General features: G+C 35.2%; 8 protein-coding genes, 1 tRNA gene and 1 pseudogene. 7 read left to right on the plus strand and 3 right to left on the minus strand.

All coding sequences use genetic code 11. The features are described 5' to 3' along the window. Nucleotides 1-31 precede the first annotated feature (31 nt). Together TTHT_RS03115 and TTHT_RS03120 are read right to left on the minus strand one after the other, a co-directional pair. Nucleotides 32-1531 carry a hypothetical protein gene (locus tag TTHT_RS03115; RefSeq protein ID WP_201328583.1) on the minus strand — a complete coding sequence of 500 codons (1500 nt, stop codon included), beginning with the start codon at nt 1529-1531 and terminating at the stop codon, nt 32-34. Next, entirely contained in the window at nt 1524-2153 is a 630-nt protein-coding gene (locus tag TTHT_RS03120; RefSeq protein WP_201328584.1) for an L-threonylcarbamoyladenylate synthase, read from the minus strand. Before TTHT_RS03120 ends, TTHT_RS03115 begins: the two co-directional genes overlap by 8 nt. Before the next feature lie 103 nt (nt 2154-2256). On the opposite strand from TTHT_RS03120, the gene mtnA reads away from it, so the two are divergent. Further along, nucleotides 2257-3237, plus strand: a complete 981-nt coding sequence (gene mtnA, locus TTHT_RS03125; protein WP_201328585.1) for an S-methyl-5-thioribose-1-phosphate isomerase — start codon at nt 2257-2259, stop codon at nt 3235-3237. Here the strand turns inward: mtnA and TTHT_RS03130 are convergent. Then, entirely contained in the window at nt 3220-4515 is a 1296-nt protein-coding gene (locus tag TTHT_RS03130; RefSeq protein WP_201328586.1) for a YjiH family protein, read from the minus strand. The two genes, mtnA and TTHT_RS03130, sit on opposite strands and share 18 nt — an antisense overlap. A gap of 128 nt (nt 4516-4643) precedes the next feature. Here TTHT_RS03130 and TTHT_RS03135 point away from each other — a divergent pair, with 128 nt between their 5' ends. The 6 genes and pseudogenes from TTHT_RS03135 (at nt 4644) to TTHT_RS03160 (ending at nt 14185) form a co-directional block, all read left to right on the plus strand. Then, nucleotides 4644-8123 (plus strand): methylmalonyl-CoA mutase family protein, encoded by a 3480-nt coding sequence (locus tag TTHT_RS03135; protein ID WP_201328587.1) that lies wholly within the window; start codon nt 4644-4646, stop codon nt 8121-8123. A gap of 1 nt (nt 8124) precedes the next feature. Further along, nucleotides 8125-8775 (plus strand): Crp/Fnr family transcriptional regulator, encoded by a 651-nt coding sequence (locus TTHT_RS03140; protein ID WP_201328588.1) that lies wholly within the window; start codon nt 8125-8127, stop codon nt 8773-8775. A gap of 62 nt (nt 8776-8837) precedes the next feature. Further along, nucleotides 8838-13442: a LamG domain-containing protein gene (locus TTHT_RS03145; protein WP_201328589.1), complete on the plus strand. Its 4605-nt coding sequence runs from the start codon at nt 8838-8840 to the stop codon at nt 13440-13442. Continuing rightward, on the plus strand, nt 13439-13618 hold the full coding sequence (locus tag TTHT_RS03150; RefSeq protein WP_201328590.1) for a hypothetical protein: 180 nt from the start codon (nt 13439-13441) through the stop codon (nt 13616-13618). Before TTHT_RS03145 ends, TTHT_RS03150 begins: the two co-directional genes overlap by 4 nt. A gap of 97 nt (nt 13619-13715) precedes the next feature. Continuing rightward, a pseudogene (locus tag TTHT_RS03155) lies at nt 13716-14003 on the plus strand (SpoVG family protein); the annotation flags it as partial. Nucleotides 14004-14110: 107 nt separating this feature from the next. Continuing rightward, nucleotides 14111-14185 (plus strand) — tRNA-Gln (locus tag TTHT_RS03160). Nucleotides 14186-14200 lie beyond the last annotated feature (15 nt).

Genomic DNA, 14200 nt, shown 5'->3' on the forward strand with positions numbered 1-14200 from the left:
AATCAATGAAAGTATACTTAATTTTAGAGGGTTAGTCTATTTTTTCCTTTGGTTCTTTGAGTATAATTTGCTTAATGTTTTCCATATTTGCATACTTTGCAAGTTGAATACTTTCCATTGAATTTAATTTAGTCAATGTTGTAGAAATCCTATCTATTTGCTTTTTTAGTGATTTTATAATTTTTGTTGTCTTTTCTTTGTCTAACATGTTTTTTTCAAGATAGGTTTCCATAATATCAAGCTTTGTTGAAATAACGGTTAATGGATTATTGATCCTATCATGTGCAGTAACACTCAGGGATTTTATTGTTTCTAATTTTTCCTTTTCCCTTACTTCATTTTCTAATTTTTTAATTTCAGTGATATCTGAAATTACAATGAGAAGATTAGTGTGTTTCCCGAATTTTGTTTTTGAAATTGTAACAGTATAGTGTTTGTTATTAAATTTTATTTCCCCTGTTTTTGTTTTTTTATTGTACACATCAATAATTTTAAAAAACAAATCTTCTCCAATTACTTCGCTGAGGTGTGTTTTTTGTTCCGGTGGATTAAAATTATTTTTTCCAACTTTATTTATTAATTCAACTTCAAAATTGTTATTGCAAACAAAAATATTTTGAGGAAGATTATTTATAACAGATTGAATAAAGTTTTTTTGAGCAATAAGAGTTTTTGTTTTTTCATAATTTCCAAAGATTAGAGGGGCAAATTGCATAAAAAGAGAGAGTTGCTCAATCATTGTTATGTAGGGAATGATATTTTGATTAAATTCTATAAAAATGGCACCAAAAGGAGTTTTTTTATTTTTTAAAATTGCACAGATTAGAGTGTTCTTATCATTGAATTCAAGGTTTATTCCTAAATCGAGAAGGATATTGTTTGGGAAGAAATATATATTATCAACTAAGTTGAATTTTTCTGATGCTTCATTATCTAAAATAAAGGATAATAATTTTTCACTTTTTAACAACTCTTGTACATCATTTTTGTTAAATCCAGTATAAAAGAATTCTTCATAAGGGTTATTTTCCCCAAATGTAAAAAGAATTTTTTTTTGTCCGCTTATATTTTTGAGCAGAGTTAATGTTCTATCAAACAGGAACTTAGAATTACCAGTCACCAGATCTTTAATTTCTATGACATCTTTTAGGAATTTGGAATTTATGTTGTATGCCTGTATTTTTTTGTAATGCGCTGTTTTGTCTTCAATGATAATGCTTAAGTTTTTAAATTCTCCATTTTCAAAATATGGAACAAGGGTTACATCTGCGATGTAATCCTTTGAAAACTCAATCCCGTATTTACTCTGATTTCCAGTAAAGATATTAGTGTAATAGTTTTCTATGTATAAGCAAAGATTAGGGAAATAAGGTTTTAAATCTCGGTAATTTGTTATAGAGATAGAGGGAATATTAAAATGGTTCAGGAATAATTCAGCTGATTTGTTCATAAATTCAATATTTCCGTTTTTATCAAGTACTAAAAGAGAAAAAGGAAAAGATTTAGCCAGGTTTAAAAGTAAATTAAACATTTTCTTCTAATAGTTCAATTATTCCGTAAGGGTCTTGCCCTTTTCTTAATATTTTAAAAGGTTGCTCACTTAAATCTATAACTGTTGAGGGTTCAGAGAACAAAACATCACCTTCGATAACTGCATCTACCTCATTGCTAAATTCTTTTTCAAGTAATATTGGGTCATTTAAAGGCTCTTTTCCGCTTCTGTTTGCACTTGTTGTAATAATCGGGTGTCCCAACTCTTTTACAATCTCTCTTGATAGGTTATGGTCTGGTATTCTAAGCCCCACTGTTTTTCTCTTTGAATGAAGAATTTTAGGCAATTCTCGTGAAGCCTGTAAGATAACTGTGTATGGGCCTGGTAATATCTTCCTCATTAATTTATACGCCTCATTTGAAACATTTTTTGCGTATTTTGATAGATGTTTTAAATCATAGCAAAGTATTGAAAAATATTTGTTTTTTTCTCTGCCTTTAATTTGCCTGATTTTTTCAATAGCCTTTGGTGAATAAATAGAGCACCCTATCCCGTAAATTGTATCAGTAGGGTAAATTATAATTCCATCATTGTTTAAAATTTCAACTATTTTTTTTATTTTGTAAGGTTGTGGATGATTTTCGTTAATTTGTATTAACATTCAATTACCTCTCAAAGTGTTTATATTTTAATCTTAAAAAACAATATTGTTTTTGTCAATAATTCATATTAAAATTTTTAAGACTAAAAGATTGGGAGTTAAAATGAATCACATTCAGTTTGAAAATGGGAAATTAATACTTCTTGACCAGAGAAAATTGCCTTTTTCAGAGGAATTTATTGTATGTGAAACTGCTGAAGATGTTGCAAGGGCTATAAAGGATATGATTGTAAGGGGAGCCCCTGCAATTGGTATTACCGCTGCTTATGGCTTTGCTATGGGCATTAAGGAAGGCCTTGATGTTGATGATGTTTATTCCCTTCTTTTAAACACAAGGCCTACCGCAGTAAACCTTAAATGGGCGCTTGATAGAATGAAAAATTTTTATAAAAAAGCAGGAAACGATTATTTTAAATTGCTTGAAGAAGTAAGAAAAATTCACCTTGAAGATATTGAAATAAACAGGAAAATCGGTGAGAATGGGGCAGATTTGTTTAAGAGTAAAGTTTCAATATTGACTCACTGCAATGCCGGAGCACTTGCAACAGGGGATTATGGCACAGCATTAGGGGTTATTAGAAGCTTGCACAAAAGGGGGCTTATAAAAAAAGTTCTTGTTGATGAAACAAGGCCTTACCTTCAGGGTGCAAGGCTTACCGCATACGAAATGGTGAAAGAGGGCATCCCTCACTTTGTAATTACAGACAATACCTCAGGGCTTTTAATGTCAAGAGGAGAGGTTGACGCAGTTATTGTTGGGGCAGACAGAATTGCCAAAAACGGTGACACAGCAAACAAAATTGGCACTTTTATGCTTGCGGTACTTGCCAATTACTTTAATATCCCCTTTTACATTGCAGCACCTGTTTCAACATTTGATTTTTCAATTGAAAGCGGTAATGAAATTGTAATTGAGGAAAGGGGCAGGGATGAGGTTGCACTTATTAATGGTAAATCAATTATTCCTGAAAAATCCCCTGTTTTGCACTTTGGCTTTGACATTACCCCCAATGAATTAATTACAGGTTTTATAACTGAAAAGGGAGTGGTTAAGCCACCATTTGATTTACTTCAAAAAGCCTAAAATTATAAAGAGTTTTGTTATTGGTATTGCAAGAATCAATGAAATAACAACCCTTTCAAACCAGATAATTAAAATATCTTTGATTTTTAAAGGAATAGTTGTTGCAAGTATGCAGGGAATTGATGCTGAAAAGAAAAGTATTTCTGACACAGAGAGGATTGCTATTATAAACTTTGCCTCAATACTCCCTTTAACTGCAATTAAAACAGGCAAAAACATCTCGCTTATTGAAAGGGCAGACGCTTTGGATATTAAAAGAGGCTCACCTGCACCTAAAATCTTTGCAAATGGAAAGAATACATAGCCTGCAATATCAAAGAAGCTTGTATACTTTGCTATTACAAGCCCTATTAAGCCTATAGACATAATTGAAGGAAGAATAGAAGATGCCATTTTTAATCCGTCAATAAAGTTTTGTTTAATGTTTTCTAAAAATTTCCCTGATTTTTCAGCCCCCTCAATTCCCCTTTCAAACGCTATTTTTAGATTTACTTTTTCTTTACTTTCTTCAAATTTTTTCTCATTAGAGAAGTTTTTTATTGGAATTAGTCTTGCTGTAATTGTTGTAACTGCGAATGTAATTATTAGTGTTGTCCAGAAGTATAGGTTCCAGTAATTCATTATTCCAAGTGTCTTGCAAACTATAATCATGAAGGTTGCAGACACGGTTGAAAAGCCTGTGGCAATTATTACAGCTTCCCTTGTTGAGTAAATGCCTTTTCTATAAACCCTGTCTGTAATTAAAAGCCCTATTGAATAACTCCCAACAAAAGATGCAACTGCGTCAATTGCGCTTCTTCCCGGTGTTTTGAAGATTGTTTTCATTACAGGCTTCATTAAAACTCCAACAAAATCAAGAAGGCCGTAATCAATTAAAAATGAGAGAAATATAGCACCAACAGGGACAATTAAACCGACGGGGATAACCAATTTGTTAAACAAAAATTGCCCGATTGTAGGTTCAAGCACAATTTTTATTCCTTTGTTGAAATAAATCATTGCAGCAAAAATTAGACCTAATAATTTTAGAAAAGAGAGAATAATCTCTGTTTTGTTATTTTTCCAGGTTTTATTTAAAAAGGGATACAGGCTTCCAGCAATTAAAATAATGAAAACAATATTTTTTGAAAAAATTGGATAATTTATTTTTAAAAATGTAATTATGTGGTCCAAAGGGATTGTTTTTTTCCCGTTAATTGTTATTGGGATAAAAAAGACAAATATTCCAATTGCTGACAATATTAAAAACTTTAATGTATTTTTTACATTTTCCCTCATAGTTAACTCCTTTTTTCAAAATTATATAAAAACAAACTCTAAACATAAACCCTTATGAATGTATTTTTTGGAAAAATTAGTTATAATTAAACTCAAATGAGATTGTTTTTTGAAAAAGGGGAGGGGGAATGGTTAAAAAACAAAAAGCAAATAAGGTTAAGGCAAGGTTTGTAACTGCTGCTAGCCTTTATGATGGGCATGATGTGTCCATAAATATTATGAGAAGAATTCTTCAGGCAAAGGGGGCAGAGGTTGTTCATTTAGGCCATAATAGAAGTGTTGATGAGATTGTTGATACTGCAATAGAAGAGGATGTCCACGCAATTGCTGTTTCATCTTATCAGGGTGGCCATATGGAGTATTTCAAATATGCGAGGGACAGATTCAACGAAGAGGGAATGGATTATGTGAGAATATTCGGTGGTGGAGGCGGTGTAATTGTCCCTGAAGAGATTAAAGAATTGGAAGAATACGGCATAACCAAGATTTTTTCCCCTGAAGATGGCAAAAAGATGGGGCTTGAGGGGATGATTGAGTATATGCTTGAAAAGTGTAATTTTTCTTTAACAGAAGAGTATAAGGATTTGAATAAATTTAAGAAATTGCTGGAAAAGGTTAAAGAAGGGGATAAAAAAGCAATAGCAAGGGCAATTTCTGTTGTTGAGGAAGCAGTTTTAGATGGAGAGGTAGAGAAGTATGATTCATTAATAAAGGAAATGCTTGATAGAAAAATCCCTGTTTTAGGTGTTACAGGCACAGGCGGTGCGGGAAAATCATCTCTTTTAGACGAGACAATTAGAAGGTTTTTAGACAGAGAGCCTGATAAAAGGATTGCTGTTATTTCAATAGACCCAACAAAGAGAAAGAGTGGGGGGGCGCTATTAGGGGATAGAATTAGAATGAACTCACTTCCTCACCCAAGGGCTTATATGCGATCTCTTGCAACAAGGGGAAGCAATAAGTCAACATCTGAGGCTGTTTCTCATGCAGTTGACTTGCTGAAACTTGCCGGCTTTGATTTGGTTATTGTGGAAACTTCTGGCATAGGGCAGAGTGATACTGAGGTTGTTGATGTATCTGATGTTCATGTTTATGTAATGACATCAGATTACGGTGCTGCAACCCAGCTTGAAAAGATAGATATGATTGACTTTGCAGATGCAATTGTTTTAAACAAGTTTGACAGAAGGGGAAGTGAAGATGCTTTAAGAGACATTAGAAAGCAGTATAGAAGGGCACATCTGCTGTGGGATGCAAAGGATGAGGAATTGCCTGTTTTTCCGACAGTTGCAAGCAAGTTTAACGATAAAGGGGTTAATACATTCTTTAACCATTTAATGAATATTCTAAATGAGAAAACAGGTTCAAGTTTTAAGGTTGAAAAGCCGTTAAAGTTTGAATACCCTGAAAAAAATTACATAATTCCACCAGAAAGGATAAGGTATTTAAGCGAGATTTCCGACGAAATTGCAAAGTATGACAGTATGGTTGAAGAGCAGAGCAACTATGCTTCAAGGCTTTATGGTTTGATTAAAACAAAGGAAACATTAACCAATCCTTCATATTTTGACACTTCAGGAAGCATAAAAAACTTTAATGTAAAAGACGGTAAGAGTGAGGTTGAATTAGGAAGGTATAAGGCAGATAAAAAGGTTTTAGAGGAAATTGATAGGGCAATTGATGCATTAAAGAGAAGGATTAATCCAGAGTATTTAAAAGAATTAGAAGAGTGGGAAGACTTTAAAAACCTTTATAGGCAGGAAAAGCTTGTAACCAAGGTAAGGGATAAGGAAATTGTAAACGAACTTTTTACAGAATCTTTATCGGGAACTAAAATTCCTAAAATATCCCTTCCAAAATATAAAGACTGGGGAGATATTTTAAAGTGGAAGTTAAGGGAGAATGTCCCGGGAATGTTCCCTTTTACTGCAGGTGTTTTTCCTTTTAAGAGAAAAGGGGAAGACCCAACAAGGATGTTTGCTGGTGAGGGAACTCCTGAAAGAACAAACAAAAGGTTTCACTATCTCTCACAGGGGCAGCCTGCTGCAAGGCTTTCAACTGCCTTTGACTCTGTAACCCTATACGGCTATGACCCTGACACAAGGCCTGATATTTATGGAAAAATTGGAAATTCAGGCGTTTCAATTGCAACAATCGACGATATGAAAAAACTATACTGCGGATTTGACTTGTGTGACCCTAAAACATCTGTCTCTATGACAATAAATGGCCCGGCACCTATGATGCTTGCAATGTTTTTCAACACGGCAATTGACCAGCAGGTTGAAAAGTACTTAAGGGATACTGGAAAGATAAAGGAAGCAGAGAAAATTAAAGAGAGGTATTTTAAAGAAAGGGGAGTAAGGCCACCTGAATACAGAGGGAAGGATAACCCGCAGGGAGACAGGGCATTTGGTTTATTTACCCTTGGAATTCCGGGATACGAACTTGTTGATAGAGAAACTTACGAAAAGATTAAGGATTGCACTTTAAATGTGGTAAGGGGAACGGTGCAGGCTGATATTTTAAAGGAAGACCAGGCTCAAAATACATGTATTTTCTCAACAGAATTTGCATTGAAGATGATGGGGGATATTCAGGAGTATTTTATTGAGAAAAATGTTAGAAATTACTATTCTGTTTCAATCTCCGGCTATCACATTGCTGAGGCAGGTGCAAACCCAATTACCCAGCTTGCTTTCACCCTTGCAAATGGATTTACCTATGTTGAGTACTATCTATCAAGGGGAATGGATATAAACGACTTTGCAAGAAACTTCTCATTCTTTTTCTCAAATGGATTAGACCCTGAATACTCTGTTATTGGAAGGGTTGCAAGAAGGATATGGGCTATTGCAATGAAGTACAAATACGGTGCAAATGAAAGAAGCCAGAAGTTAAAGTACCATATTCAAACATCTGGAAGGTCTTTGCACGCCCAGGAGATTGATTTTAACGATATTAGAACAACATTGCAGGCATTAATTGCAATTTACGATAACTGTAATTCACTTCACACTAATGCCTATGATGAAGCAATCACCACACCAACTGAAGAGTCTGTAAGAAGGGCTCTTGCAATTCAGTTAATAATCAACAAAGAGTTTGGAATGACTAAAAATGAAAACCCGTTGCAGGGCTCATTTATAATTGAAGAGTTAACAGATTTGGTGCAGGAAGCGGTTTTAATGGAGTTTAGAAGGATTTCTGAGAGAGGTGGTGTGTTAGGTGCTATGGAGACAATGTACCAGAGGGGCAAGATTCAGGAAGAGTCAATGTACTATGAATACATGAAGCATACTGGAAAATTACCAATTATAGGCGTAAATACCTTTGAAAGGCCTCCACATTTAAAAGGGTTGGAAAAACAACCTCTTGAGTTAATAAGGTCAACAGAAGAGGAGAAAAAACAGCAGATTGAAAATCTTAAATTGTTTCACGAGAGAAACAAAAAGGAAGCACCTGAATACTTAAAAAGAATAAGACAAGCAGCAATAAACAATGAGAATACCTTTAAGGTACTAATGGATGCTGTTAACTATTGCTCATTAGGTCAGATTACCCAGGAATTGTTTAGTGTAGGTGGACAGTACAGGAGAAATATGTAATATGAAAAAAGATGCTGCAATTACTCTATTTTCAAATAAATTTTTAGGTAATACATCACCTGAAATTATTAAACTTATTGATAATATTTCAACCCTTGAATCTATAAATAAAAAGGAGCATCTATTCTTTGAAGGAGATAAGGGAGAAAGCTTTTATTTTCTGGTAAGCGGTAAGGTAAAGTTGTATAAAATATCCTCTGCCGGAAAAGAGGTTGTGGTAAAAATTATAAATCCAGGAGAAATTTTTGCAGAAGTTACAATAATAGACCCCTACTTCCCGGTTAATGCAATTGCATTAGAAGAAATTTTGGTTTTAAAGATAAATGGGAAAAAGTTTTTAGATATTCTGTCAGAAAGGGAAAATTTGAATAAAAAATTTGTGTTTCTTTTAATTCAAAGAATAAAAACCCTGCTGTCAAGGCTTGAAATGGCAGGGACGGAGAGTGTTGAAGAAAGGCTTCTCCATTATTTAAAGGATATTGCAGAGAAAAAAGGGAGTGAGTTTACCTTGCCTATATCAAAAGGGGAGTTGGCTTCACTTTTGTTTACCTCACCAGAAACTATATCAAGGACTTTTGCCCGTTTAAAAGATAAGGGAATCATTGAAGTTCACGGAAAGAAAATTATAGTAAAAAAATTTACAGATTTTTAAATTTCTATTTGATTTTTTAATTTAAAAGATTATATTTTTACATAAAAGAGGAGGTTATAAGTTTGAAGAAGGTTGTATTATGCCTTTTTATTTTTTTAGCAATTAATGTATTTGCCCAGAGTTATATATATGATGATAGTGTAAACTACGATTGGATTGAAATTGATGGAACTGGTACAGAGGTCTCCTGGGACAATCAGTGCACATATTATCCTGATGATGATGATAAAGTTATAATTAATATAGGTTTTGATTTTTATTTCGGGTGTACTTCTTATAATCAGGTTATAATTGGTTCAAATGGTTTCTTGCAGTTTGGCAATGATACAGGTTTTTTCAGACAGTATAATAATACCTCATTACCCGTTACTTCAAATCCTCCCTCACCACCATCTTCAAGCTGTCCATCATCTCCTGCCGATAATTTTATTGCGGCATATTGGGATGATTTAGACCCTGGCAGTGGTGGAAAAGTTTATTACCAGACTATGGGAAGTGTACCTAATAGAATTTTTATTGTTGAATTTTATAGAGTTAAGAGGTATGGGGGTAATACAAGGTATACCTTTGAGGTTATTTTATACGAAAAAACTGGAGATATAAAGTGTCAGTATAAAGAAAATTGTACTGGTAATTCTGCCACAGTTGGTGTTGAGATAGATGATAATGATTACATTCAATATCTTTACAATGAAAATAAATTGAATGATGAAGAGGCATTAATGTTTTACAACACCTGCCTTCCCTATGCAGATTATCATTTTGACGGATGTTACTGGGAGGATGGTGAAGCAGAGGTGCTGGATAGCCGGAGGGATTTTAACGGCACACCATACAATGTTTCAACGGTTGATGACGGTGTTATTTGTAGAAGCGCTGATTTCACAGCGGATAGTACAAGTGATTATATTTCTCTTCCCAATACAGTGCTTGATGGAGCAAATGATGTTTCAGTTTCATTCTGGATTAAGACAGGTTATACCGGGGCGCAGGCAATAGTTTCTGCAGCCAATTCAACAGTTACCTATGCAAATGAATTTTTGATTTATTTCTCAAATTCAACAAGGTTATACATTTATATAAAGGGTGCATATGCATATACAACTGTCAATGATATTGCTGACAATCAGTGGCATCACTTTACGGTTGTTAGGGAGGGAACAGATGTTTACATCTATCAGGATGGTTCTTTAATTGCTCATAGAACAAATGCACCTGGAGGGGCTTTAAATGTTGAGCCAGGAGGCTTGATAATTGGACAGGAGCAGGATAGTGTAGGTGGGAGTTTCCAGCAGAGTCAGGATTGTCAGGGGTATGTTGATGAATTGTTATTCTTTAGAAGATCGCTGTCTTCTTCAGAAGTTCAGAGTATTTATAACAATCAATCAAATGGCAACAATTGGAATGGTGATTCAAGAACCTGTCCAAATTGCAGCCCTATTGCAGACTGGCATCTTGATGAATGTTTCTGGGGTGGTTCAACTGGAGAGGTTATTGATTATTCAGGCAATAATTACAATGGCACGGCGAATGGCGATGCCTTTACCTCAAATGCACTTCTCTGTTATGGAGGCAATTTTGACGGAGATGGAGATTATGTTGAGATACCTTCAAACTCAGACCTTGAACCGACGGAAAAATTAACCATTTGCGCCTGGATTAAAAAATCAACTGCAGATACAAGCGGGTTGCAGAATATTTTTACCAATGGTGGCTGGTTCAGGGCTTTGAGATTAAGCGATAATAATGTTCTTTTTCAGTTAAGAATAAATGGCACAGACCAGTATCTATATTCTTCCACTCAAATAACTGATACAAACTGGCACCATCTGGTTGGAGTGTATAATGGCAGTAAAATGAAATTATATATTGACGGAAATCTTGATGCAACTTTAGATGTAAGCGGTTCTATTGACCAGGGCAATTACCTTCACTGTATAGGTAGTGAATACGGCGGATATTATTTTAGTGGACAGATTGACGAGGTTATGGTTTTTGAAACATCTCTATCATCCTCTAAGGTGCAGGAGTTATACAACAATCAATTGTCAAATTTAAATTGGGATGGCACTTCAAGGAACTGTGTCCCCTGTTCCGCTGATATTGAGTACAGAATGGACGAGTGCTTGTGGGACGGAACGGCAAATGAAATTGTAGATTCAAGTGGAAACGGGCATGACGGCCAATCAAAAAACGGAGCGAATATTGAAACAGATGATTCAGTAATTTGCAGAAGCGGTAATTTTTCAGATGACAACTATGGAGTTATAAGCGGAACAGGTTATACACTTTCATTGCCATACACTGTAACTTGCTGGATTAAATTTCCATTAAACGCACCTTCTCCCCATAGCCAGTACTATGTGCTTGGTTCAATTAACGGAGATGGAGACCTTGTTGTTTTTTATAACAGTGGTTCTTCTGTAAGGTGGGGAATATGGAATCAAAATAGACAATGGGAAACTAATTCCCTTGCAGACAATCTTTCTGGCTGGCATCACATAGCGGTTGTTGTAACTTCATCTGGCAGCAAAATGTACCTTGACGGGAATTATGTGAACTCTGTATCCCTTTACAGTATAGGTGCTCTTTACTATCTTTTTACCTCAAGTGACGATTTAAACGGGCAAACAATAGGAACACTTGTGGATGAATTTAAAATATTTGGATACGCTTTAAGTGATTCTCAAATCGCTTACATTTATAACAATGAGTCGTCAGGGATAAATTATGATGGAACATCAAGAGATTGCAATGGTTGTTCAAATGTTTCATACATTGAAATTACTCACGATGGAAGTGGAATAGTCTGTTATCCAGAAAGAGTGCATATAAGAATATGCGATTCAGGGGGGAATACAGTTACCAACTATACTGGAACGATTACCCTTACAACATCAACAGGCCACGGTACCTGGTATTCATCTTACACAGGGGTTACAAACGATGACCCGCCTCAGGGAACTTTAACTGATAACACATCAGATGATGGCCAGGCTACCTATCAATTTGTGGCAGCAGATGAGGGCGAGGTTACTCTATTTTTAAGGGATACCCATCTTGAAACTCTGACAATTTATGCCACTGACGGTTCTGCAGATTCCACAGGGCATGACAGTGGAGCTCTTGTTTTTAGAGCATCTGGTTTTGTTTTTGATTCAATTGCAAATCAAATTTCTGGCAAAGATTTTTCTGTAACTGTAAAAGCGGTTGGGGAAGACCCTGAAACAGGCGATTGTACCATACTGGATTATGATGGAACAAAAACAATAACTGCTTATGTTATTTACCAGAATCCTTCTACTGGAAGTACTGATTTAAAAATAAATGGAACAGATATATCTTCTTCCGGGACAAATATCTCGTTAAATTTTTCAAATGGCCAATGTACATTTACAGCAAACTATCCTGATGCTGGACAGATTTCAATAAGATTTACAGATAGTGCAGAGGATATTACCGGAGATAGCAATCTATTTGTTGTTAAGCCATTTGGATTTTATGTATCTGCCACAGGAAATCCTGGAGCATCTGATGCAAGTGGGGCGGTTTTCAAAAAAGCAGGAGAGCAGTTTGAATTGGTTGTGAAGGCAGTTAACTGGCAGAGTGCAGATGATTCTGATAATGACGGTGTGCCTGACGATGGTGCAGACCTTTCAGATAATTCAATAACTCCAAACTATTCTGAAACAGTAAATCTAATATCAAGCCTTGTCGCACCTTCAGGGGGAGCATCAGGTACTTTAAGTCCCACTTCTCTCAATTTATCAGGTGGTCAGGGAAGTGATTCAATAATGACTTTTACCGAGGTTGGAATTATCACTATTACTGCCACAGATAGTGATTATCTTGGAGCAGGAAGTATAAACGGAAATTCAGGTAATGTAGGAAGGTTTATCCCGGATTCCTTTAGGTTTGACAATGTAACTCAAAATCCTGCTTGCAGTTCAGTTTTTACATACGGTGGCCAGAATTTTACCGTTGATGTATCCCTTTCAGCCGTAAACTCAAATGGTGATATTACACAAAATTATACAGGAGATTTTGCTAAGCTTGATTTTTCTGGGCTGTCCTGTTCTGCAATTATTAATTCATCTACAAGCGGGGATGGGACTTTAAATGTAAATTCAACAACTATTAATTTTAACAATGGACAAACCTCTTTTACCTTGCCATGTAATTACAATTGGAGTGATGAGCATAATCCTGAAAACTTAGCTATAAAGATAACTGCAACAGATAGCGATAATGTATCAGGAGAGGGTATCTCAAATTATGTTCCTTTTAGATACGGAAGGTTGAGGGTAGAAAACGGATATGCACCTTCCGCAGACCAGAGTTTAACATTAAATGTATTTGCTGAATACTATCAGGATGGAGATTATCTACTAAATAGTGACGATAACTGCACAACCTATACAGATTCAGATGTATCACTTTCCAATTATTCTGGTAATTTAGATGCAGGGGAAACCTCAATAGTTAACTATTCAACAATTTCAAACGGCGAAGGTTCACTAACACTTTCCCCGCCGGGAGTTGGCAATGAAGGGACTGTGGATTTAATTTTTTCAGCACCATACTATATGCATTTTGCTTCTGGAAGGGCTACTTTCGGAATTTACAGAGGGAACGACAATATAATTTCCTGGGAGGAATTGTTTTGAGTGAAGAAATTAAGTTTTGTGATTTAATGTGTAAATATGCTTCTTTTCCTGAAAGTAATGCTTTAGATGGGGCATGCAGGCGGGAAATTTCTCTTTACTGTGCTAAATACAGACAATTAGTTCCTAAAAATGCTGTATGTCTTGATTTTAGAGAAAAATCAAAAAATAAGAATTAAATATATCCTTTAATCTCTATTGACAAAAACACTCTAATTGTTATAATTTATTCGTTTTTGAGAAAAGTTTTTACTAAATATGGAGGTTCTAAAGATTATGCAAGTTACAGAAGTTAAAATCACACCTGTTAACAATGTTAGCAAGTTGAAAGGTTTTGCATCAGTGGTTTTTGACAATTGTTTTATTGTTACTGACATTAAGATTATTCAAACACCTAATGGCGCTTTTCTCTCAATGCCAAGCAAAAAAAGCAGAAATGGTAAATTCAGAGATGTAGCACATCCTTTGAACATGGATACAAGATTGATGATTGAAAATAAAGTGTTTGAGGAATTTGAAAAGGTTACAGGAGAAAAACTTGAAAGAAGAAAAGCGGTTGATTCTACTGAAGAACAAAAAGCAACAGAGGAAGTTGAGCAGGCTGAAGAAAAAGTTGATACCTCAGATTTATTAACCGCTAAAGAGTTTGGTTATTAAATAAAGCTTAGTGCTGGGGAGTAGCCAAGTGGTAAGGCAGCGGGTTTTGGTCCCGCCATTCGTGGGTTCGAATCCTACCTCCCCAGCCATAAAATTCATTTTTA

Origin of the sequence: Thermotomaculum hydrothermale (genome assembly GCF_016592575.1) — a bacterium.
GTDB lineage: Bacteria > Acidobacteriota > Holophagae > Thermotomaculales > Thermotomaculaceae > Thermotomaculum > Thermotomaculum hydrothermale.

Excerpts from the sequence above, each read along its gene's own strand:
- TTHT_RS03115 (WP_201328583.1), bottom strand. The coding sequence starts at position 1,531 with ATGTTTAATTTACTTTTAAACCTGGCTAAATCTTTTCCTTTTTCTCTT.
- TTHT_RS03120 (WP_201328584.1), bottom strand. The coding sequence starts at position 2,153 with ATGTTAATACAAATTAACGAAAATCATCCACAACCTTACAAAATAAAA.
- mtnA (WP_201328585.1), top strand. The coding sequence starts at position 2,257 with ATGAATCACATTCAGTTTGAAAATGGGAAATTAATACTTCTTGACCAG.
- TTHT_RS03130 (WP_201328586.1), bottom strand. The coding sequence starts at position 4,515 with ATGAGGGAAAATGTAAAAAATACATTAAAGTTTTTAATATTGTCAGCA.
- TTHT_RS03135 (WP_201328587.1), top strand. The coding sequence starts at position 4,644 with ATGGTTAAAAAACAAAAAGCAAATAAGGTTAAGGCAAGGTTTGTAACT.
- TTHT_RS03140 (WP_201328588.1), top strand. The coding sequence starts at position 8,125 with ATGAAAAAAGATGCTGCAATTACTCTATTTTCAAATAAATTTTTAGGT.